Annotated in this window: 18 protein-coding genes and 1 tRNA gene; 13 read left to right on the top strand and 6 right to left on the bottom strand. The window is 62.3% G+C overall.

Features of this window, described 5'->3' with window-relative positions; translation table 11 throughout:
* The first annotated feature begins 55 nt into the window (after positions 1-55).
* From AB870_RS15065 to lysC, 9 genes are all read left to right on the top strand, one after another.
* Complete coding sequence (locus tag AB870_RS15065; protein ID WP_047905342.1) at positions 56-5,014, top strand: transglycosylase SLT domain-containing protein; 4,959 nt, start codon at positions 56-58, stop codon at positions 5,012-5,014.
* 76 nt (positions 5,015-5,090) lie between these two features.
* Positions 5,091-6,734, top strand: a complete 1,644-nt coding sequence (locus tag AB870_RS15060) for a phage tail fiber domain-containing protein (protein WP_053059392.1) — start codon at positions 5,091-5,093, stop codon at positions 6,732-6,734.
* A 39-nt stretch (positions 6,735-6,773) separates the two neighbouring features.
* Positions 6,774-6,971, top strand: coding sequence for a hypothetical protein (locus tag AB870_RS15055; RefSeq protein ID WP_047905341.1), 198 nt, complete (start codon positions 6,774-6,776; stop codon positions 6,969-6,971).
* Positions 6,968-7,255: a hypothetical protein gene (locus AB870_RS15050; RefSeq protein WP_053059391.1), complete on the top strand. Its 288-nt coding sequence runs from the start codon at positions 6,968-6,970 to the stop codon at positions 7,253-7,255. The genes AB870_RS15055 and AB870_RS15050 overlap by 4 nt, the downstream gene beginning before the upstream one ends.
* A 41-nt stretch (positions 7,256-7,296) precedes the next feature.
* Entirely contained in the window at positions 7,297-9,048 is a 1,752-nt protein-coding gene (gene terL, locus AB870_RS15045) for a phage terminase large subunit (RefSeq protein ID WP_047908241.1), read from the top strand.
* 1 nt (position 9,049) lies between these two features.
* Positions 9,050-9,265 (top strand): hypothetical protein, encoded by a 216-nt coding sequence (locus AB870_RS15040; RefSeq protein ID WP_047905340.1) that lies wholly within the window; start codon positions 9,050-9,052, stop codon positions 9,263-9,265.
* Entirely contained in the window at positions 9,265-9,741 is a 477-nt protein-coding gene (locus AB870_RS15035) for a lysozyme (RefSeq protein WP_047905339.1), read from the top strand. The genes AB870_RS15040 and AB870_RS15035 overlap by 1 nt, the downstream gene beginning before the upstream one ends.
* The gene (locus AB870_RS15030) at positions 9,738-10,073 is read left to right on the top strand and encodes a hypothetical protein (protein WP_053059389.1); all 336 of its coding nucleotides are present in this window, start codon (positions 9,738-9,740) and stop codon (positions 10,071-10,073) included. Before AB870_RS15035 ends, AB870_RS15030 begins: the two co-directional genes overlap by 4 nt.
* Positions 9,967-10,206 (top strand): Rz1-like lysis system protein LysC, encoded by a 240-nt coding sequence (gene lysC / locus AB870_RS27550; RefSeq protein WP_372435448.1) that lies wholly within the window; start codon positions 9,967-9,969, stop codon positions 10,204-10,206. Before AB870_RS15030 ends, lysC begins: the two co-directional genes overlap by 107 nt.
* Here the strand turns inward: lysC and AB870_RS15025 are convergent.
* The 5 genes from AB870_RS15025 to AB870_RS15005 all read right to left on the bottom strand — a co-directional run bounded on the left by AB870_RS15025 (position 10,191) and on the right by AB870_RS15005 (position 13,818).
* Entirely contained in the window at positions 10,191-11,210 is a 1,020-nt protein-coding gene (locus AB870_RS15025) for a site-specific integrase (protein WP_064674843.1), read from the bottom strand. The genes lysC and AB870_RS15025 overlap by 16 nt on opposite strands.
* A gap of 71 nt (positions 11,211-11,281) precedes the next feature.
* Positions 11,282-11,356 (bottom strand) — tRNA-Val (locus tag AB870_RS15020).
* Between the two features lie 266 nt (positions 11,357-11,622).
* A complete protein-coding gene (gene dnaQ, locus AB870_RS15015) occupies positions 11,623-12,363 on the bottom strand; it encodes a DNA polymerase III subunit epsilon (RefSeq protein ID WP_047905337.1) in 741 nt (246 codons plus the stop codon).
* A 133-nt stretch (positions 12,364-12,496) separates the two neighbouring features.
* Positions 12,497-12,943, bottom strand: a complete 447-nt coding sequence (gene rnhA / locus AB870_RS15010; RefSeq protein ID WP_047905336.1) for a ribonuclease HI — start codon at positions 12,941-12,943, stop codon at positions 12,497-12,499.
* 11 nt (positions 12,944-12,954) lie between these two features.
* The gene (locus AB870_RS15005) at positions 12,955-13,818 is read right to left on the bottom strand and encodes a methyltransferase domain-containing protein (protein WP_047905335.1); all 864 of its coding nucleotides are present in this window, start codon (positions 13,816-13,818) and stop codon (positions 12,955-12,957) included.
* A 14-nt stretch (positions 13,819-13,832) separates the two neighbouring features.
* On the opposite strand from AB870_RS15005, the gene gloB reads away from it, so the two are divergent.
* The 4 genes from gloB (at position 13,833) to mdtD (ending at position 20,587) form a co-directional block, all read left to right on the top strand.
* On the top strand, positions 13,833-14,660 hold the full coding sequence (gene gloB / locus AB870_RS15000; RefSeq protein WP_047905334.1) for a hydroxyacylglutathione hydrolase: 828 nt from the start codon (positions 13,833-13,835) through the stop codon (positions 14,658-14,660).
* A 537-nt stretch (positions 14,661-15,197) separates the two neighbouring features.
* Positions 15,198-16,892 carry a transglycosylase SLT domain-containing protein gene (locus tag AB870_RS14995; RefSeq protein WP_047905333.1) on the top strand — a complete coding sequence of 565 codons (1,695 nt, stop codon included), beginning with the start codon at positions 15,198-15,200 and terminating at the stop codon, positions 16,890-16,892.
* Between the two features lie 335 nt (positions 16,893-17,227).
* On the top strand, positions 17,228-19,129 hold the full coding sequence (locus AB870_RS14990; protein WP_047908239.1) for a propionate--CoA ligase: 1,902 nt from the start codon (positions 17,228-17,230) through the stop codon (positions 19,127-19,129).
* A gap of 42 nt (positions 19,130-19,171) precedes the next feature.
* A complete protein-coding gene (gene mdtD, locus AB870_RS14985; protein ID WP_064674842.1) occupies positions 19,172-20,587 on the top strand; it encodes a multidrug transporter subunit MdtD in 1,416 nt (471 codons plus the stop codon).
* Between the two features lie 36 nt (positions 20,588-20,623).
* Here the strand turns inward: mdtD and AB870_RS14980 are convergent, their stop codons facing one another.
* Positions 20,624-21,541 (bottom strand): LysR family transcriptional regulator, encoded by a 918-nt coding sequence (locus AB870_RS14980; protein WP_047905332.1) that lies wholly within the window; start codon positions 21,539-21,541, stop codon positions 20,624-20,626.
* Positions 21,542-21,596: the final 55 nt, after the last annotated feature.

The following is a 21,596-nucleotide window of genomic DNA, read 5'->3' as shown; positions in this document are numbered from 1 at the left end:
CGGCAGGTTCCTCGTGAGCCTGCCGCACGATGCGTGTTCCACTCTGGAGAACCACATGGCATTTCTGCCGACTCAAGACCAACTCGACAAAGCACAAGCGAACGACGACACGCTGGGAATTCCGCGTGGCACGACTGCCCGGCAGATCGGGGTCGAGAGCGAATGGAACCCGAACGCTGTTTCGAATAAGGGCGCACGAGGCTATGTGCAGGTCATGCCTGACACGTTGCTCGCTGTGCAGGCTCGCGTGGGCCGCGCACTCAATCCGTCTGACTTTGATGATGCGCTGACGCTTCACCGCGAAGTCATGTCGGAGAACCTGCGTCAGTTCGGCAATCTGCCGGATGCCTTGCGCGCCTATAGCGCTGGCTGGCGACGCGACCGCTGGAACAACGACGAGACGAACGCGTACGTACCGAAAGTGCTGGGCGGGGAAGCACCTGCTCCTGTCTCCGGGAAGCAGACGAAGGTCGGTCAGAAGCTTGCGATGGCGCAAGCCGCGTCCGGCCTGTTCCGTCAGATGGCGGACGGTACTGTCGGAGAGCGCAGCGTACTCGACCAAGTGACCGGATCGGGAGACACCTCGCTTACCGCGAAGGCCGAACAATCCAGTTGGGCACAGGTGGCCGACCAGACAACGAAGCACGTTGACCCGCGAGAGGCATTCGTGCAAGCCGCTGTGTGGGGAGGCATCACTGGCCGCCTCAAAGACATTTTCAGCCGGGAGGCGGACGACCCGAACTGGACGATCACGCCGGACCAAAGCCGTGCAATGGGCGAGCAGACGCCGCAGGTTTGGGCGAACGACGACCTCCGCAACTACGTGCTCGGTTCTGGCAGTGAAGCGGAATGGCGTCGCCGTATGGGCTGGGCCATTGAGCGCGCTGAGTTCGAAAACCGCGCTGCGGCTGTACAGGGATGGGAGAAGGTCGGCGCAACGACCGCGCAATTAGCGGCGGGCATGGGCGACCCGGCTGTCATCCTTGCGACGATGGGCACTGGTGGTGCGGTCGCCGCAGCGCGCTCGGCAATCGCGGCCCGTGCCGGTGTACAAATGAGCAGTGGGTTGCTCGGCTCCGCCGCACTAGCCGGTGCGGAGAACGGCGCAATAGAAATGGCAATCCGGGCGTCCAACAATCAGGACATGGACTGGTCCGGCGTGCTTCAGCAGTCTATCGTCGGCGCAGCATTGGGCGCGGGCGGTCACTTGCTGGCAAACCGATTCGGCGGTGCCCCCGTGCCCAAGAACGATCCCGCTGTCGTCGGCGCGGCAAAGGCCGCAACCGAAGTCGCAGAGCGCGGTGTGCGAGAGGCCGGTGCATTGGACGTACGCGGCCCGGTACCGAACGGCGGTGTGTACGCGGCGGACCCGGTGGCGATGCTTTCGGAATTCCGCCCGCACCGAGTCGGTATGACTGATGTTGTGGAGCCGGGCGCACGCCGTCTCGCGGATGTACTGGACGCGGACGTGGCCGCGCTTGAGGCCGAGCGTACACAGCACCTCGCCACGGCAGCCAAGGGCGCGGATAAGGGGGCGATTGCGTCCGCCCGTGACGAACTCGGCGTGCTCGCTGGCTCCGTACCGGACGAAGCTGATGTCAAGGCGCTGACCCGTAATTACCAAGCTGGCGGTATGAAGTTCAAGGAAGCGCAGGCGAAGGCGACGGCCGATGTGCAGGCGTACACCGCCGAGCATCATGCCAAGGTTGAACGCTTGTCTCAGTTCATCGAAATGAATGCGGAGGCGGCAAAGTCGCACCAGCGCCTTACCGAGATTGAAACGCAGCTTGCAGCGCTGCGCCGCGAACGTGCTTCCATCGACGCGCCGCAGACTGCGCAGTTGCCGATGGCTACAGCCGTGCGCCGGGCCTTGGCTTCGATGACTGATGAGGCGATCCCGACTATCCGCCGTGAGGAGCGCGCCCTGTCGCAGAACACGGAAGCGGCCGTTGCCGGTGCCTCCGGTAAAGCGGAACTGGCGCGTATGGCAGCGGGCACGGCCGACCCAATGGTGCAGGGACTGGCCGGTCGCTTGCACGAGCAATTGCGCGGTGATGTGTCTGTTGTCCGCCGTGCCGACGACTCGGTAACGGGTGCGTACAACCCGAAGACTCATTCTGTGTCGCTCGGCGGCAAGGCCGGTGACGACGTGCTGCTGCATGAGTTGGCCCACGCGGCTACGGTCAAGAAGCTCGAATACGGTAAGGCGAATCCCGCCTCAGCACATGGAAAGATCGCTGGGGAATTGGAGAAGCTTCGCGCAGAAGCGGCTGCCGCCTACAGGGGCAACGACTCGAAGACCCGCTACTACCTGTCGAACGTGGATGAGTTTGTGGCCGGTCTGTATAGCGGTAAGACGGAGTTCATCGACCATCTGGCCGCAATGAAGTCGAAGGGCGAACACCTACTGACTAAGGCGGTTGACCTAGTCCGTAGTTTGCTGGGCATTACGGCGAACCAGACCAATGCGCTGCTCAAGGCAATTGGCTTGGCGGATACGCTCATCGACACGCCGCTGCATGACACTGCCGCCGCAGGCGTGCGCAACAGCGCCCCCGTGCGTGATGACATTGTACGCTCGGCGCTGGCACAGGAGTTCAAGAAGCAAATTGACGACTGGCAGGAGGTACGCCCGGAGGCGACGGCCAAACTACGTGAGCGCGCCGCAGGTTGGTACGGCAGTGCGGTGCGTGATACCGCTGCGTTCCGAATGTTCGGGCAGATTGCGGACAGCGTGGGCCTGCTGCTGGCACAGTCAAAGAGCAAGGGCGTGCGTATGTGGGCGTCCGCGCTGGGCGAGGATGCGACGGGTATGAACCGTCAGCACGCCTCGTCGGCCGCAATCGAGAAGGAAATCATGACGCATTCGTTTAAGCGTCCCTTCTTCGAAGTCCATGAGCGTATCTGGCCGAAGCTGTTCACCCCGAAGGAACTGGCTGCCGCTGCAATGGGTGGCGGGGAGGAGGCGCAGAAGCGCGTAGGGAAGCTGATTGCCGAGGAGCGTCTGAAGCACCGTGCAGCAGTCCAGGCGGGCACCGAGTACGTGTCCACGGCAGACCCGCTGGTGCGTGAGTACGCGGGTGCGCTTGATGGCTACTGGCGTACTCTGACCGAGAACGGTAAGGCTGTCGGGGACGCGCAGAGCGAAGGCATCCACGGTGGCGGTTGGGTTGGCTACATGCCTTACAAGTGGGACTTCCGGGCGCTAAACGACCTGTACGTCAATGACGTGCCGAAGTTCAACGCGTTCAAGGCGATCTTGCGTCGCCAGTACGAGGCGAAGGTTGTCGGCCCCGCGCTGGACAAGATGCTGGCGACCGGCCCCCACACGCCCGAAGCGCTGGCCGAACTGCGAACTACGGCCTCGGAGAAGGCGGGGCGTATGGTTGACCACTACTTGAACCAGACGATGAAAGACCCGCAATCGCGGATCGATGGTGCCGACAACCATTTCGGTGCTGTGGCTGCTGATCTTCTGCTTGAGGACTGGCGCGGTACGAAGGTGTCGTGGGAAATGGCGACGGAATTCAAGCAGCGCCTGACCGACGTTATCAAGGATCGCACCCGTACCGAGTTCGACTTGCTAGACGCGGAGGGCGGCGTCCGCATGCTGGACTACATCGATACCGACATTGGTCGTATGGTCAACGGAAGTGCTGCCAAGTGGTCGGGCAACATCGCGCTGGCGAAGCGCGGCCTGCGTGACCCGCAGCACGTCGATGCGCTGTTGGACGCGCTGCGTCAGGACGGGGCAACGCCGCAGGACGTGGACAACATCCACTTCCTGATTCGGTCGCTTCAGGGGAACCTGAACAACCAAGAGCACGGTGTCTCGAAGCTACTCCAAACCGGGGCTTACGTCACGATGATGGGTAAGCTGGGCTTCAACGCAATGGCCGACATTGCGACCATCGCATCGACGGTTGGCGTGGGTGGATTCTTCCGCTCGCTGTACGCCGGGGTCACGGATGGCGCTGGGAAGGGGCTGAAGGCAACGCTGCATGAGTACGCTGGCAGTGCCCTCGGCCTTGACCATCGCATGCACATCGATCAGACCACGAACTCCGTGCTCAAGCCTGAAACGGTTCTCGCGGAAGGTAGCACGCTGAATCGTCTGGCCGATCGATCGGCAAATGCCGTCGGTACGCTGTCTGGTTTGAACCTCGTTGGCAAGATCGTTCACCGGGGCGTGCTGCCGATTCTGGCCGAGGACATGTGGGCGAAGATTCGTGACGGTAAGGGGCACATCACCGATGCGCGCCTCGCTGACATGGGCATCTTGCCGCAGGACATCGACCGAATCCGCACGCAGATGACGAAGCACGACGGCGGCCGCAAGAAGGGCGACGGCATCAACTTCGACAAGTGGGATGACCAGTACGCAGCGGACGCTTTCATTGGATCGCTGCACCGTGCCACATGGCAGGTTGTCCAGCGGGCGCTTGTTGGTGAAACGCCGCGTTGGGCCACGGAGAAGGAGTTCGGCAAGCTGATTGGGCAGTTCCGCCGGTTCGGTGTGACCGCCGCCGAAAAGCAGTTCGCTCGTAACGTGTTCATTGGCGATAGCAATGCGGCCGTAGGCTTCACGATGGCAACTGCTTGGGGCGCGATGCTGTACTACGCGAAGGTACAGGCAAATACCGTCGGTATGGACTCCACGCAGAAGCAGAAGTATCTGGAGGAGAACTTGTCCGGCATGAAGTTGGCAACGGGTGTCGCTGTCATGGTCAACATGGCGGGCCTACTGCCGGATACGCTTGACCTCGGGCATACGATCTTTGGCGGGCAGACGTTCGGCAGTAGTAGCCCCGTCGCAGCAATCGGCTTCCTCCAAAACATCGGACGCGGGGCAGGGGCGGCGGGCAATGTAGCATCCGGGGCCGTACTCGGCCACATGCCGGGCAAGGTCGATCCGGTGGACTATCACAAGCAGCTACGCAACATGTGGCGGCTGGTGCCGGGGTCAAACACAGTGTTCGGAACCGCGTTGAGTAATTCGTTGGCAACACAGTAAGCACGGGAGGCCCGCTACGGCGGGCTTCTCCCATTTTGGCTCCCTAGAAAGACACACAATACAAACAGGAGCCTGCATGGCGAACGAACAGCTATTGCCGTGGATCAACTCGGCAGGCGCGGGCGGCGAGCGGAATTCGATGGTCTCATTCCCGTGTGACGGGAAGCGTACCGCTTTCGAGTTCAACTTCGCTGGCGGCTACATCGGCCGGGCCAACATCAAGGCGTACACGTACGAGCAGGCCACCGGTCTAACGAGTCCGGTGGCCCTTGTACCGTCGAACTTCCTCGGCCCGAACACCCTGAGCATCACCCCGGCAATCCCTGCCGGTTTTTATCTCGTCGTCTACCGAGATACGCAGAAGACTGTACCGCTGGTGAACTACGCCACCGGGGCAGTCATGGACGAGAAAAATTTGGACATGAGCAACCAGCAGGCGGTGTTCGTCGCCGCCGAAATGGTTGACCGGTTTGACGCCATCAACGCCTCCAGCGCCGACGCCGTTGTGCGCAGCGTTGAGGCAGTCCGCAAGGCCGACGAGGCGCTTACCGCATCCGGCAAAGCATCGACTGATGCCGCCGACGCTCTGGCCGCCTCGGGGCAAGCCGTTCGCACGGCTAACGAGGCGAAGACTACCGCAGACGGTATCGACGCAAAGGCCACTAAAGCAATGGAGGACGGCGCTGCGGCAGTGCTGACCGCCGACGCAGCAAAAGTGACAGCGGACGCAGCACGCGATACCGCTAACGGAATCGACGGGAAGGCACAGCAAGCGCTGGACAACTCGGTTGGTGCAACAAACATTGCCACCAATGCGCAGACGGTGGCACAGACGGCGAACACTACGGCTAATGGCGTCGATAGCAAGGCGAGCGCGGCACTAGCTATGGCTTCTGCGCTGCGGGATCAAGTTAGCGTGCTGTTCGGCGTTTTGGGTAGCACTGCTGACAACGCAAACTGGTCGCCTGCGTTTGTCAGTGCAGGTACGTCGGCGGGATTTCGTCTGAAGGTGAAGCGCGGTGTACTCGCACGCCCGGGATCAGCAGCGGGGACACTCGCCATCCAGAACGTTGACCTCACATGCCGCGTCGGAGTGGTTGGGGCATTGGGACAGGATGGCAGCATTCCGGCTACAGGTGCAATCATTGTCCGTGTATTTCTCGTATACAACGACACGGATACGATCAGCTTGATTATGAGCGCGAATACGACCCCGAACCTTGTCGGGACTGTCTATAAGTACGCGCACCTTATTGCGCTGTTCGATATGAACAACCGTAAGCCACTTTGGGAAATCAAGCTAGATGGGGCGCGTGTTCGGTATTTTAGCCCACGGGGCATCTACGGCGACGCCAATCATCCGACGAATGCAGTGCGCACATTTGGTTTTCTGAACGGCGTCGAAGGTGTTTCAGACGTTGGTCTGTTCTTGGTGAGTAACATCGTTGCAGGCCCCGGTGTATATGGTGGAGTGGATGTAATCGTGTCAAGCGAGGGGGGAGGATCGACATTGCAACAAGGCGACGTATTGAGCTTTTCGCCGATTGCGTACGGTACCCCGACCTCCTCCGTCACCTGCCGGTACTACGCCCGCGAGTGGGTTCCTGTCCCGCCCACTAGTTGGAAGGTTTATACGCGGAATGCTGAGGGAAACATTGCAAGTCTGAACGTCTCACTCTACGCGGTCGGATATACGGTTAATAACAACGCCGTCAACTAGCCCACTCCCGCAACCAATCAAATCAAATTTCAGGACTCTATGTACGACGCACACCAACCTGCGACGGTTGCTAGTGTGGGCGTCGGCGGCTGGGCGTATACCGCCCTGAATCTCCCGTGGTCAACCATCGTGTCGATTCTCACCGCCTTCTACATCGCCCTCCAATGCATCAACATCGCGCCGACCGTGTGGGCCAAGTTCAAGAACTGGCACGCAGGTAAAGGCTGGCGCGAATGAGTAAAGCCAGTACCGATGAACTCGGCTTGCTGCACGCCGCTGTCGCGAAGATTCTCCGGGATCGAATCGACAATGACGAGGCGAGCGCTGCGGATATCAGCGCAGCAATCAAGTTCCTCAAGGACAACAGCATCACTGCTGTGATCGAAGACAACTCCGCGTTGGCTTCGTTGCAAGAGAAGTTGAAGAAGCGCCGTGAGCGCAATGCCACGGCGACTCCTGCCGCAGCCCCCGTAACCTCTGATGAAGTGGCTGACGCCACAGACAGCTTCCACGTCCACTAGTGGCACGCGAGTCGGAAGAACTCGCGCTACAACGCTGGGCAATGCTGGACCTTCTGCGGGATGCGTACCCGTCGTTTATCCCGTTCCTTCACGATGTTATGGAGGAATTGGGATTCTCGACTACGCGAATCCAGAAGGACATTGCCGAGTTCTTGGAGCACGGGCCGCACTACCTGATGATTCAGGCACAGCGCGGGCAGGCAAAAACCACTATCACCGCTGCATTCGCAGTCTGGTGTTTGATCCACAACCCACGCCAACGCATTCTCGTCATTTCGGCGGGTGGTACACAGGCCAACGAAATCAGCACGCTCATCGTTCGCATCATCATGACGATGGACGAGTTGGAATGCTTGCGCCCCGACCGTAACGCCGGGGATCGCACGTCAGTTGAAGCGTTCGACGTTCACCACAGTCTCAAGGGACTGGAGAAGTCCCCGTCAGTAGCGTGCGTCGGCATTACCGGCAACCTTCAGGGTAAGCGCGCCGACCTGTTGATCGCAGACGATATCGAGTCCGCGAAGAACTCCCTGACGGAGCACCAGCGCCAGTCGCTGCTGCAACTCACGCGAGACTTCCCGTCCATCTGCGCAACGGGGCGCATCGTCTACCTCGGCACGCCGCAGTCGATCAACTCAATCTACAACACGCTTCCGGGACGTGGCTACACCGTCCGCATTTGGACGGGACGTTACCCCACCGAGAAGCAGATGGCGAACTACGGCGACCTGCTTGCGCCGATGATTCGGCGCGACGTGGAGGCCGACCCGTCCTTGCATATCGGCGGCGGTACGCTTGGCGACCAAGGGCAGCCGACCGACTTGGAACTCCCAGCCGGGACAGAGGAGTTCCTGTGTAAGAAGGAGCACGACCAAGGGCCGTCGTACTTCCAGCTTCAGCACATGCTGAATACCAAGCTGGCGGACGCCGACCGCTTCCCGCTCCGTCTGGTGAAGATTCAGGCGGTTCGAATTATCGGGGACTCGTTCCCGCTGACGGTCGAGCCGGGCCTGCTTGAGCACCAGACGATCAAGTACGAGGTGTGCGGCACCACGTACACGTTGGCGGTTCCGTCCAGCGTCTCACCCGACCGGGCACCGCTTCAGGGCATCGTCATGCACGTTGACCCGGCAGGCGGTGGTAAGAACGGCGACGAAACGGGCTACTCCGTTACAGGCTTTCTCAACGGGACGATTTGGGTGTTGGAGTGCTCCGGTATCAAGGGAGGCTTCGACGCCGACGGCTTCCGCAAGCTGGCGCAAGTCGCCCGCAAGTGGAAGGTCAACCGCATCCTCGTGGAGAAGAACTTCGGCAACGGTGCGTATCTGCACACGTGGCTTCCGATCCTACGCGCCGAATACCCGAACGTGAACGGGGCAGGGTGCGCAATCGAGGAGGTTTGGGAGTCAGGGCAGAAGGAATTGCGCATCATCGACACGCTTGAGCCGGTCATCGCCCGTGGTTCTCTCGTCTTCAATGACGACATTGCCCGCGACGAGGCCGAAAGCCTTGTGCGGTACGCCGCCGAGAAGCGAAGCAGCTACTCCCTGTTCCATCAGATCGCCCACGTCACCCGTGACAAGGACGCTCTCCAGCACGACGACCGCCTGGACTCATTGGCGGCGAACGTCCGCTACTGGACTACCCAAATGGGTATCAACCAAGACCGAGCAATCGAAGCCCAGCGCGAACGCGAGTTCGCAGAGTGGCAGAAGAACCCGCTCGGCTACAACCGCATGACTCGCGGCCCGGCACGGGCGGCCGGGTCGATGTTCAACAAATACCGGAGGTAACATGCAATACGACAAGCTGCCCTATGTGGGCGATATCTGCTCGACCGGCTTCGAACTGCGCACCGCATCCGCCGACGCTATCTCCGCTGTGGAGGTGGCTGCCGGTTACGGCGACAGCGGCAAGGCGTCGGCCGCAACGCTGCGTGACTTCTTCATCGCCTGCGCCAATGCGTGCCATGCGGTGACCGGCGCTACCAAGACGGTGAAGGTGGCCTGATGGGCGTAAAAGCCCGGCTGCTGTTCGGTGCGCTGACCGTCTCGGTTAGTGGGCTGGCGTTCATCACCGGGCAGGAGGGGCGGGTGTACGAATCGTACCCCGACCCCGCCCTAGGATGGTCGGTCCCGACGATTTGCGACGGCCACACCGGCCCTGACGTGAAGCGCGGGATGGTAGCCAATGACGCCATGTGCGACGCATTGCGCTCCAAGGACGCGGCCAAGTGGGCCGGGCACGTCTCCCGATGCGTGACGTTCCGACCGCTGAACCAGAACCAAGTCGATTCCCTCATTTCATTCACGCACAACGTCGGCCCAACGGCTATGTGCTCGTCCACGCTTGTGCGCAAGCTGAACACCGGGGACTTCCAAGGTGCGGCCGACGAGTTTCCCCGCTGGGTGTACGCGAGAAAGACGAAGCTGCGCGGGCTGGTGAAGCGGCGTGACGCAGAACGGGCACTGTTCCTGACCCCATGACGACTACCGAGAAGATTCTAGGTTGCCTGCTGATCGTGGCGGCCGCCGTGGCCGGTGTCTGTGAGTACGGATACCGACGTGCGGCCGCCGACGCTGTACAGCAGCGCAGCCGTGCCGACCAACTGGACGCCACCCTCAAGGCTACCCAGCGCGCCGACCGGGCGAAGCAAGCCCGCCTCGACAGGCTGGCAGCCGAGGAGGCGAAGAACAAGGAGAAGTTGAAGAATGCGCTTGATGCGAACCGGGCTTGGGCTGACGCTCCTGTCCCTGACGCTGTATTTGACAGCCTGTTCGGTGACGCCGCTGATACCACCAACCGACCTGCTCGCTGATTGCACGCATGCACCGGCCCCGACCGCCCGTACCAACGGTGCGCTGGCCGGTGCAGTACAGGCAGAGCGGGCCGCGCTCGACCGGTGCAACGCAGACAAGGCAGCCCTGCGGGCGTACTACAACGTGGAGTGACCTGACAGGGCGTCCAGCTTGTCCGCTACATGCGTTGCGTTCAAGTGGGTGTACCGCTGGAGCATCGAGAGGGTCTTATGGCCGGTGATGCTCGCCACTTCCATCATGGACAGTCCCTTCTCGAAGAAGCGGCTAGTGGCCTCGTGACGCAGGTCGTGGAAGTGAAGGTCGTCCAGATTGGCCCGGCGTGTCGCTCGAATGTACGACCGCTTCACCGCCTCCGGCGACACGTCCCCGAAAGCGAGGCCGTACCGGGTAGGGCGGGATTGCAGTAGCTCGATAGCTCGCCGGGACAGTGGGACACCTCTTGGCGTACCGTTCTTCGTGTCCGGCAGGAACAGGCGTTTGTTCGGTATGTCGATGTGCTTCCAATCGATCTTCAGAAGCTCACTTTGTCTCATGGCTGTCTCAAGAGCCAGTTCCACGATGCAGCGCAGATAGCCGCCTCTCGACTCGCTACAGGCTTTGAGCAGGTCACGTTCCTCTGTCGGTGACAGTCGGCGGATGCGGCCGGGATTGTGCTTCGGTCGCCGCACATCGGATAGCGGGTTACGTCCGGCGCTGACTCCCCATTCTTTCCGGGCAATCTCCAGCACGTGATGCAGGACGTTGAATTCCCGGTTCACGGTAGACCCCGTCACCTTCTTCAACCGTTCGTCCCGGTACTCTGCGAATGCCTGAGTAGTCAGGTTATCGACGGTGTACTTGGCAATGGGCATCCGGCAGATGGTAAGCAGCCGGGCAGCTTCTGCCTCGCCGGTCTTCTTGGTGGGGGATACTTCCTTGGCGTACCGGCGCATCAAGTCACCAAACGTGTACTTGGTGGCGAGTTGTACCGAGTCTTGCGTGGGGGTAGCGAGGACGCTTTCCGTTTGCTCAAGCCATGCTTTAGCTTCGGCTTTCGTGGGGAAGGTCTTGGATTTGTGCGGGAAGCCGACGCGGCGAATCTTCGCCTGATACGTGACCTTGCCGCTATTGTCAGTACGTTTCTGGATAGTACCCATGCCGTTCTCCGTCTCGGGGATGACTGTCTCGCGACTGTCTCGGAGGTGGAACGCAAAGGTACCGAAAGTACTGGTGGGTGGTACAGGGATTGAACCTGTGACCCCTGCCGTGTGAAGGCAGTGCTCTACCGCTGAGCTAACCACCCAAATCATTAACTAAATCAATGATTTAGTGTCGATTGCTGAAGTTCTTCTTTCGCAATCAGGAGCAGAACTTTAACTGTTTTCGTAGAAGTCTGCAACCTTTCTTTTGTTCTATTTTGCTGCCGCCGTGACGATATCTTTCGATCACTTCACGCCGTTTCTCGCGATGCTTCGCAAGCAGCAAAGACAGCGATTATAGGGACGTTTTCTTCGTTTGGGAAGGGTTTTGCGCGAATTTTTCGCAATGCGCCTCACCTCGCCTCAATCGTCACGCAGCGGCCGCCGCTTCGCCCTCCGGCGGCGCCGGTTCCTTGCGCCAGACGCACGTGCCCTTGATGCCCTTGTCGATGCCATCGAGCACGCCGTCGTGCAGTGTGATTTCTTCCGTCGCCGCGAGAATCACCGGCAGCTCGAACTGCCGCAGCGAAATCTTCTCGCGCGGCACGCCGTCGTTGCCTTCGTCGTTTTCGCCTTCGTCGATGACCAGACTTTCCTGACCCCGCGTCATCGCAAGATAGACATCCGCGAGCAGTTCGGCATCGAGCAATGCGCCGTGCAGCGTGCGGTGTGCGTTGTTGACACCGAGTCGCTCGCACAGCGCGTCCAGAGAGTTGCGCCGGCCCGGGAACATCTCACGCGCACGCAGCAGGGTATCGATGAGACCCGAGCAATGTTCCATGAACGGCGGCCAGCCCAGGCGGGCGAACTCCATGTCGAGGAAGCCGAGGTCGAACGCCGCGTTGTGAATGATGATTTCCGCGCCGCGGCAATACTCGCGCAGCTGCTCGGCAATCTCGGCGAACTTGGGCTTGTCGGAGAGGAATTCGGTCGTCAGACCGTGCACCGCCAGTGCGCCCGGATCGCTGTCGCGCTCGGGGTTGATGTAGAAGTGCAGGTTGTTGCCGGTCAGGCGGCGATTGACCAGTTCGACACAACCAATTTCCAGCAGACGGTCGCCCGTCTTGGCATTCAGACCCGTGGTTTCAGTATCGAGGATCAGTTGTCGCATGAGGTTCAATCGGTAGTGTGCTTTCGGAATTGGCATGCTGTTGGCCGGCGGCCTCACGTGGCATGCGGATGATGCTAACGGCAGGGAGGACATTGCGACGCGCGTCGTGCCGGCGCCGTCATTGCCGTCCTCGTTACCCGCGGCGCAAGCTCTCCACGCCGCGATTGGCCAACAGGTCGGCGGCCTCGTTGCCGTCGTGACCGGCATGGCCCCTTACCCAGCGCCAGTCGATTTCGTGCTTCTGCGAAACGGCGTCGAGCGTTTGCCAGAGATCGGCATTTTTCACCGGTTCCTTGGCGGCAGTCTTCCAGCCGCGCGCTTTCCACCCATGAATCCATTCGCTGATGCCTTTCTGGACATATTGCGAGTCGGTATGCAGCACGACGTGGCAGGGCTTGTTCAACGCTTCGAGCGCGCGAATGACGGCCAGCAGCTCCATGCGGTTATTCGTCGTGTTCGGCTCGCCGCCGAACATTTCCTTGCGGTGTTTGCCCGCGACGAGCAGGGCGCCCCAACCGCCGGGGCCGGGATTGCCTTTGCAGGCACCGTCGGTGTAGATCTCAACTTGCGGCAAGGTCATCTCTCAAACAATCAGTCGGACGCGTCGGTCGCTTCGGCCATCTGACGGCGGGTGGTGTTCGGTGTCGCCACAGGCGCCGCCGCCGCCGGCTGGAGGCCGAGTATACGCTTGCGGACTTTGCCGACCAAGCGCATGCCTCTCACGCGCTTGACCGCACGCACCGCGTAAAGCGCGCCGAAGATAGGCCACCAGCGGTCGCCGGCCGGCTCCATGAACTCGAAGCGTTGCAGCCAGTGCTCACCGCGCAGAGGTGGACGATAGCAACCGAAGCGGCCCCGATCGATGTCGAACGACAGCAGCTTGAGCCAGTCCTTCAGGCGCGTGAACGCGATCAGATCGGCGCCGGGTGGCAGGAACGGCGCGCCGGCAAGGCGTCCCAATTCTTCTCGTGCGCCCCAAAGACTGAGATTGTTGAAGCCGGTGATGATGACTTGCCCTTCAGGCACGAGAATGCGCTCGACTTCGCGCAGGATGTCGTGCGGATTCTCGGCAAATTCGAGTACGTGCGGCAATACCACGAGGTCCGTGCTGGCGGTCGCGATCGGCAACTCGTCGAAGCGGCTCACGAGGATGTCGCGCGCAACCATATCGGTTGCGCCGGCGTCTGCCGACGGTATGCCGCCCGTGGTGTCGCTGGCCGCCTTGGTCATGAGCGCAGGCGCCTGCGGGCCGCGAGGGGCCGGAAGAATGAGACCCCGGTATGGCATGCGGTTTTCGCGCAGCGTATCCAGCTCGGGACGACCCAGTTGCAGTGCGTGATAGCCGAACAGATCCCCGACCCATTGGTCGAAAAGGGCCTGTTCCCATGCGAGCGCGTAGCGGCCTGGCGGTGAGACGAGCCAGACGGGCCAGTCTATAATCGGACGTTCTGACATGGTGGCGAGTATATATGGATGCGCACGCAGATGCGGTGAGTAAGGCGTCGGCCGGAACACTGACCGTCTTTCCCGTCCCCGCGTTCCAGGACAATTATCTCTGGGTCGTCGACAACGGCAAAGATGCCGTGGTGGTGGACCCGGGCGACGCCGCACCCGTACTCGCCTATCTCGACGCGCGCGGTCTGACGCTGCGCGCCATTCTCGTCACACACAAGCATGCCGATCACATCGGCGGCGTCGAGACATTGCTTGAACGTTTCGACGTGCCGGTGCACGGTCCCGCGCATGAAGCGATCGGGTGCGTCGATCATCCTCACCACGGCGGCGAGACGGTGCACATCGAGGCGCCTGCCATGACGCTTCAGGTGATCGACGTTCCCGGACACACCGCGGGTCACATCGCGTACTTCCTCGGGGCAGGGGCTGCGGGTGCGCCGCGCCTGTTCTGCGGCGACACGCTGTTCTCCTGCGGGTGCGGCCGTCTATTCGAGGGCACGCCGGCGCAGATGCTTGCCTCGCTCGATGCCTTGGCGGCGCTGCCGCCCGCCACGTTCGTGCACTGTGCGCATGAATACACGCTCTCCAACATCCGATTCGCGCTGGCCGTCGACCCTGAGAACGCGGCCCTCGATGCCTGGCATCGGGAAGCGACGGCGCTGCGCGCCGCGGGACGCCCCACGCTGCCCACGACGCTCGCTCAGGAGCGCGCGACCAACCCGTTTCTGCGCAGCGATGCCCCGGCGGTAATCGCCGCCGCCGAGCGGCATGCGGGCCGCACCGCGCTCTCGCGCGAGGCGGTGTTCGCCGCCGTGCGGGGTTGGAAGGACACGTTCCGCTAAGCGGCCTACGCGCCGGACGTAGTGGCGTAGTGGCGTAGTGACGTCGCACCGTCGTGCCCCGATTCCGATGGAGGTGCGTCGGCCGCCCGACTATGGTCCGGCTCCGGAACCCGGCACCCGGCACCCGGCACACAGAGGGGGGCGGGTTCGCCATGACCCCGGCACGCGGGGCCTGCAATGTTTCGTCTAATGTTGTCGGCCGAAACTGTCAACCGCACGGCGCATCATGCGCTCTGTCGCAAAGCGGCCGTTGACAGCGTCGTCTTCACCTGCTCCGCCCCAATGGGTCGTCTTCGCCTTGACGATCCGATGTCATGTCGATGACATCGTATATGACGCAAGCGGCACGAAGCGTCCCGAAAACGCGTGTCGCTTCGGCCACATTTTGTGAAATCGTCATCGGGGATAACCCTTATTTTTAGGGCCTTTTTGCGTAAATTTTGCAAAAAATTTAGGCAGAATGGTTGACGCATCTGAAGGGTTTCCTTACCATCCTTGCCAATTTCATGAAGATGTAACCCAAATCGAGCCCGATCAATGCGACTTATCGTTAGCTTGCTCCTGACGCTGCTATTGGCAGCGTGTGCCAGCACAGCGCCGACCACAGGTGCATCGAATTCCTCGCCCGATGCGCACAGCAAGTCGCCTGTCGCTTCGACCGCAAAAGGCAAGCAGCGCGTCTCGAGCGATCAGCCCATCGACCTCGACAACGATTCGATCAACGACCTGGCCTACGGCAGCGACGACGCCGATCTCTGGTCGCGCATCCGCCACGGCTTCGCCATCCCCGATCTCGATACCGATCTCGCACAGGACCGCACGCAGTGGTACGCGCAGCGTCCCGAGTATGTCGAGCGCATGATTCAGCGTTCCGAGAAGTACCTGTTCCACATCGTCGAAGAACTCGAACGTCGCCATATGCCGACGGAACTCGCGCTGTTGCCGTTCGTGGAAAGTGCGTACAACCCGCAGGCGCTCTCGACGGCCAAGGCCGCCGGCATGTGGCAGTTCATCCCCAGCACCGGCAAGACATACAACCTCAAGCAGAACATGTTCCAGGACGAGCGCCGCGATGTGCTCGCCTCGACGACCGCCGCACTCGATTACCTCTCGAAGCTTTACGCGATGTTCGGCGACTGGCACCTCGCGCTCGCCGCCTACAATTGGGGCGAGGGCAACGTGCAGCGCGCCATCGACCGCAATCAGGCGCAGGGTCTGCCGACCGATTATCTAAGCCTGCGTATGCCGACCGAGACGCGGTACTACGTGCCGAAGCTCCAGGCCATCAAGAACATCATTGCGCATCCGGACATTTACAGCGTGAAGCTGCCGGAGATCCCGAACCACCCGTACTTCGTGAGCGTGACCACCAAGCGCGACATCGACGTGGCACTGGCCGCCAAGCTGGCCGATCTTCCGCTCGACGAATTCCGTGCGCTGAACCCCTCGTTCCGCAAACCTGTCATTCTGGGCGCCGCGCAAACGCAGATCCTGCTGCCGTTTGACAGTGCCGAAGTCTTCCAGCGTCGTCTGAAGAGCTACGACAAACCGCTGTCAAGCTGGACGACCTATACGTCGGCCTCGCGCGAGCGTCCGGAAGATGTGGCGCGCAAGCTCGGCGTTGACGCCGCGGTCATCCGCTCGGTCAACAACATTGCGCCGCGCATGCGTCTGAAGGCCGGTTCGACGTTGCTGGTGCCGCGCTCGGACGATATCGATCAGGACATCAGCGCATCGGTGGCGAGCAGTGCCGTTCTGGCACTGGAGCCGGATCTGCCGGATACGCGCAAGGTGATGGTACGCGCCCGCAAGCACGATACGCTTGCCGGTGTGGCGGCGCGTAGCGGTGTGAGCGTGGCCCAGATCAAGAGCTGGAATCGTCTGCGTCGCGATACGCTGACGGCGGGCCAATTGCTGGTGCTGCACGTGCCGGTCAAGGATGCGTCGCGAGTGGTTGCCGCGTCGGCACCCGAGCCCGCGGCAAAGAACGACGACGATGCGCCACGCACCCGTCTGGTCAAGGGCAAGAACGGCAAGATGATTCGCGTGGTCGACCGTCGTCCGGCCGCCGGCCCGGCCAAGACGACGCGCACCGCAGCGGGCAAGGCGGCGCCGGCCGCCGGGGTGAGCGCGAAAGCGGCGGCCAAGGCTCCCGCCAGAACGGTTGCGAAGGCCGCAGCAAAGCCGGCCGCCAAGACCGCGACGAAGGTCACGAAGACCGCTCAGCGGTAAGCCGGAGCACAAGCCGTCACGGCACAACGCACGGCAACAGAGCAGCACGAAACCAAACGCCCGTGAGGTCAGCCCTCACGGGCGTTTTGCTTGGTATGCCGGTCTCCGGTTCGCGACTGCATATTCGCGAAGGCGCGTATGGCAGGAGACCTCTCACGCCCAGGCGAGGCGCCGGTCTACAGCATGTCGAGGTGGTTTGTCTGGAGGCATCTTGCGCAATCTTCCTGCTATCTCCGCGTAATCCCCTAGAATTCGGGGGATGGCGCACGGCATCCGGTAAGCCTTCCGTAAGCGTCGCCGCGCACACTGGGTGCAAATAAATGGAAGGAGACAACATGACTTCGTATGCGTCGTTTCACGCCCGTTCGATTTCACCGGACTCCCGTGCGGCCTTCTGGGAGGAGCAGGCCAGACTGATCGACTGGGAGACGCCGTTCGATCAGGTGCTCGAATACGACAAGCCGCCATTTGCTCGTTGGTTCGTTGGCGGACGGACCAACATCTGTCATAACGCACTCGACCGCCATCTGCCTTCACGCGGCACGCAAAACGCGCTGATCTGGGTCTCGACGGAGACAGGGCAGGAACGTGTGTACACCTATGACGAGCTGTCTGCGGAAGTGAACCGCATGGCGGCGTCGCTGCAATCGCTGGGCATTGTCCGAGGCGAGCGCGTGCTGATCTACATGCCGATGGTGCCGGAGGCGTTGTTCGCCATGCTCGCGTGCACGCGTCTGGGCGCCATTCACTCGGTGGTGTTCGGCGGTTTCGCGTCCGTCAACCTCGCGGCGCGCATCGACGACGCGCGGCCGAAGGTCATCGTCTCGGCCGACGCCGGATCTCGCAACGGCAAGGTGGTGCCTTACAAGCCGCTGCTCGACGAGGGCATTGCGCTCGCGCAGCACAAGCCGTCGAGCGTATTGCTCGTCGACCGGGGACTCGCACCGATGCCGCGCGTGGCAGGCCGCGACGTGGACTACGCGCCGCTGCGCGAACAGCATCTGGACGCGTTCGTTCCCTGCGAATGGATGGAATCGAGCGATCCATCTTACGTGCTCTACACCTCGGGCACCACGGGCAAGCCCAAGGGCGTGCAGCGCGACACGGGCGGCTACGCCGTCGCGCTGGCCTCGTCGATGCAGCATATCTTCTGTGCGAAGCCGGGCGACACGATGTTCTGCGCGTCGGATATCGGGTGGGTGGTCGGCCATAGTTACATCGTGTATGCGCCGCTGCTGGCCGGCATTGCGACCGTCATGTACGAGGGCACGCCGATTCGCCCGGACGGCGGTATCTGGTGGCGTATCGTCGAGAAGTACAAGGTGACGCAGTTGTTCACCGCGCCGACGGCCATTCGTGTGCTCAAGAAGCAGGATCCGGCTTACCTCACGCAATACGACCTGTCGTCGCTGCGCCTCATTTTCCTCGCGGGCGAACCGCTGGACGAACCGACCGCGCGCTGGCTGACGGAGGGCGTCGGCAAGCCGGTCGTCGACAACTATTGGCAGACGGAGACGGGCTGGCCGATCCTCGGCATGGCGCGTGGTGTCGAAGTCTTGCCGGGCAAGCTCGGTTCGCCGGGCAAGCCGGTGTACGGCTACGACGTGAAACTCGTCAACGAAGCGACAGGGGAAGACTGCGGACCGAACGAAAAGGGTGTGCTGGCAATTGAAGGCCCGATGCCGCCGGGATGCCTGAGCACGTTGTGGGGCGACGACGAGCGCTTCGTCAAGACGTATTGGCAAACGGTGCCGGGGCGCATGCTGTATTCGAGCTTCGACTGGGGCGTGCGTGACGAAGACGGTTACTACTTCATTCTCGGCCGTACCGACGACGTCATCAACGTGGCGGGACACCGGCTTGGATCGCGCGAGATCGAGGAGAGCATCGCGAGCCACCCGGCAGTGGCCGAAGTGGCGGTGATCGGCGTGCAGGACGCGTTGAAGGGACAAGTGGCGATGGCCTTCGCGGTGCTGCGCCGCCCGGAGCAGGCGGAGACGGCCGACGCGCGTCTCGCGCTTGAGGGCGACGTGATGAAGACGGTGGACAAGCAACTGGGTGCGGTGGCGCGTCCGGCCCGCGTGTTCTTCGTCTCCATGCTGCCCAAGACACGTTCCGGCAAATTGCTGCGTCGCGCGATTCAGGCGATTTGCGAAGGACGCGAAACCGGCGATCTCATCACGCTCGAAGATCCCGCCGCGCTCGAGCAGGTTCGCGATGCGTTAAAAGGAGCGTAGCGGGTGACGCCCCCCCATCCGGCCGCCTGGCGGCAAAAGGCGATGCTCTTCGTGGTCTCGGTCGGCTTCTTCATGCAGACGCTCGACTCGACCATCGTCAACACGGCCTTGCCCGCCATGGCGCGCGATCTCGGGCAATCGCCGCTGCACATGCAGGCCGTTGTCATCGCGTACGCGTTGACAATGGCGGTAACGATCCCCTTGTCCGGATGGCTCGCCGACAGGCTCGGCACGCGCGTGGTGTTCTCCAGCGCGCTCACGATCTTCTCCGTCGGCTCGGCCATGTGCGCGTACTCCGGCACACTGGATGCGCTCGTCGCGTGGCGCGTGGTACAGGGATTCGGTGGCGCCATGTTGTTGCCGGTAGGACGTCTGGCCGTGTTGCGCACATTCCCTCGCGAGCAGTACTTGCAGGCGCTGGCGTTCGTGGCGGTGCCCGGCATGATCGGGCCGCTGATCGGCCCGACGCTCGGCGGCTGGCTCGTGAAGGTGGCGTCGTGGCATTGGGTCTTCCTCATCAACGTGCCGGTCGGCGTCGCCGGGTGCGTCGCTGCGCATTTCTTTCTCGCCAATGCCCGCGCGCCGCATCGGACATCGTTCGACATCAAGGGCTATCTGCTGCTGTGCGTCGGCATGGTCGCGACGTCGCTTGCGCTCGACCGGCATGCCGACATCGCGGGCGCACACGCGTTGATGCTGGTGCTGCTCGTGCTCGGATTCGCCGGATTCGTCGCCTACGGGCTTTACGCGAACCGGGCGCCGCAGCCGCTGTTCTCGCTGGCGATGTTCAAGGTGCATACGTTCAGTGTCGGTCTGCTGGGCAATCTCTTCGCGCGCATCGGTATTGCGGCCGTGCCGTATCTCGTGCCGTTGCTGTTGCAGGTAAGCCTCGGGTATTCCGCATTCGAGGCCGGGTTGCTGATGCTGCCGATCACGATCGCCGGCATATTGGCGAAGCGTCTCGCGACGTATCTCGTCATGCGTTACGGTTACCGGCCGGTATTGGTCTGGAACACGATTCTGGCGGGGGCCGTGATGGCGAGTTTCGCGGCAATCACGTCGAACTATCCGGTGCCGCTGCTCATCGTCCAGTTGGGCGTTCTGGGCGGCATCAATTCGATTCAGTTCACGGCGATGAACACGCTCACGCTCAAGGATCTGAATCCCGACGAGGCGAGCGCGGGCAACAGCCTTTTCTCGCTGGTGCAGATGCTGGCAATGAGCTTCGGCCTGACGGTCGGCGGCGCGCTGCTGGTGACCTTTACCGGCGCGTTCGGTGAGAGCGCGGGGACTGGCGCGCTCCCCGCGTTCCGCGCGACGTTCGCATGTGTCGGCCTGATTACGTGCTGCTCATCGTGGATCTTTGCGCAGTTGACCGACCGCGAGCAGATGGCGTCCGGCGACGGCGAGGCGCACGCAACGGCAACGGCGGCCGCACCGCCGCCGCCCGTGGACTAAAGTCGCAATCGGTATGCCTGGGCCCGCTCCGCATGCTCAGGCGAAGGGCTTGTCGAGAATCTCTGGGGCGCGAATGGCGTCGATCAGCAGGCCGAGGAACGCGTCGACGGGAGCCGGCAGGGTGCGCCCGGCCATCGTCTGCACCTGCAACGAGCGCTGATGCAATTCGGGATTGCGGATGGGAATCGCCACGAGGCCTTCCGGCGCGAGGCGGCTGCGTACCGTCAGCAAGCCGGTGAGGGTGACGGCGTTGCCCGAGCGCACGAAGCTGTGCAGCGCTGCGTGGTAGTTGCTGGTGAAGACCGGCTCGAACAGCAGGCCTTCGAGCGTGCAGCACAGGTCGAACATCTGACGGATGGTCACGCCTGCGTTCGATAACGCCAGCGGGTAGGGAAGCAGGTCGGCAAGCGCGACGTTGCGCCGCCCGGCGAGCGGGTGTTGCTTCGCCATCAAGGCATAGATCGGCGCGGGCTGGGTGTGAACGACCTGCACGCCTTTTTCCGGCGCCACGCTGAAGCACACGGCGATGTCCGCTTCGCCGTCGCGCACGCGCTCCGTCGCAACGAACGGCGAGACGACGTCCAGCAGAAAATGTGCGCCCGGATAGGTTTCGCGAAAGCGCGCGAAAACTTGCGGCAGGAAGTCGCGCGCGACGCCTTCCGCACCGGCGACGCGAATCGTCGCGCGGCCCACCTCCGTCAGCCCCCGGATTTCCGACGTGACACGCTCCGCGTCGAGCAACACGCGACGCGCATGATCGGCAAGCAACGCGCCGGCCTCGCTCAACACCATGCCACGCGGGCGACGCTCGAACAATGGCGTGCCGAGATCCTCCTCCAGCTTCGCGATCTGCCGGCTCAATGCGGAGACGGCCACGTGCAAACGCTCGGAGGCGCGGCTGAGCGAGCCCGTGCGGGCGACTTCGAGAAAGTAACGCAGTGCGTGAGTTTGCATGACACCAAGGGAGTGGGTCCGCCCGACTTGCCCGGTGCGATGCGCCGGGGCGTTT

It is taken from the genome of Pandoraea faecigallinarum (assembly GCF_001029105.3).
In the GTDB taxonomy this organism is placed as follows: Bacteria; Pseudomonadota; Gammaproteobacteria; order Burkholderiales; family Burkholderiaceae; genus Pandoraea; species Pandoraea faecigallinarum.
The sequence above is the reverse complement of the archived record's forward strand: the minus strand, read 5'-3'. Positions and strand labels throughout refer to the sequence as shown.

Coding starts and splice junctions, on each gene's coding strand:
- AB870_RS15065 (WP_047905342.1), top strand. CDS start 56: ATGGCATTTCTGCCGACTCAAGACCAACTCGACAAAGCACAAGCGAAC.
- AB870_RS15060 (WP_053059392.1), top strand. CDS start 5,091: ATGGCGAACGAACAGCTATTGCCGTGGATCAACTCGGCAGGCGCGGGC.
- AB870_RS15055 (WP_047905341.1), top strand. CDS start 6,774: ATGTACGACGCACACCAACCTGCGACGGTTGCTAGTGTGGGCGTCGGC.
- AB870_RS15050 (WP_053059391.1), top strand. CDS start 6,968: ATGAGTAAAGCCAGTACCGATGAACTCGGCTTGCTGCACGCCGCTGTC.
- terL (WP_047908241.1), top strand. CDS start 7,297: ATGCTGGACCTTCTGCGGGATGCGTACCCGTCGTTTATCCCGTTCCTT.
- AB870_RS15040 (WP_047905340.1), top strand. CDS start 9,050: ATGCAATACGACAAGCTGCCCTATGTGGGCGATATCTGCTCGACCGGC.
- AB870_RS15035 (WP_047905339.1), top strand. CDS start 9,265: ATGGGCGTAAAAGCCCGGCTGCTGTTCGGTGCGCTGACCGTCTCGGTT.
- AB870_RS15030 (WP_053059389.1), top strand. CDS start 9,738: ATGACGACTACCGAGAAGATTCTAGGTTGCCTGCTGATCGTGGCGGCC.
- lysC (WP_372435448.1), top strand. CDS start 9,967: ATGCGCTTGATGCGAACCGGGCTTGGGCTGACGCTCCTGTCCCTGACG.
- AB870_RS15025 (WP_064674843.1), bottom strand. CDS start 11,210: ATGGGTACTATCCAGAAACGTACTGACAATAGCGGCAAGGTCACGTAT.
- dnaQ (WP_047905337.1), bottom strand. CDS start 12,363: ATGCGACAACTGATCCTCGATACTGAAACCACGGGTCTGAATGCCAAG.
- rnhA (WP_047905336.1), bottom strand. CDS start 12,943: ATGACCTTGCCGCAAGTTGAGATCTACACCGACGGTGCCTGCAAAGGC.
- AB870_RS15005 (WP_047905335.1), bottom strand. CDS start 13,818: ATGTCAGAACGTCCGATTATAGACTGGCCCGTCTGGCTCGTCTCACCG.
- gloB (WP_047905334.1), top strand. CDS start 13,833: ATGGATGCGCACGCAGATGCGGTGAGTAAGGCGTCGGCCGGAACACTG.
- AB870_RS14995 (WP_047905333.1), top strand. CDS start 15,198: ATGCGACTTATCGTTAGCTTGCTCCTGACGCTGCTATTGGCAGCGTGT.
- AB870_RS14990 (WP_047908239.1), top strand. CDS start 17,228: ATGACTTCGTATGCGTCGTTTCACGCCCGTTCGATTTCACCGGACTCC.
- mdtD (WP_064674842.1), top strand. CDS start 19,172: ATGCTCTTCGTGGTCTCGGTCGGCTTCTTCATGCAGACGCTCGACTCG.
- AB870_RS14980 (WP_047905332.1), bottom strand. CDS start 21,541: ATGCAAACTCACGCACTGCGTTACTTTCTCGAAGTCGCCCGCACGGGC.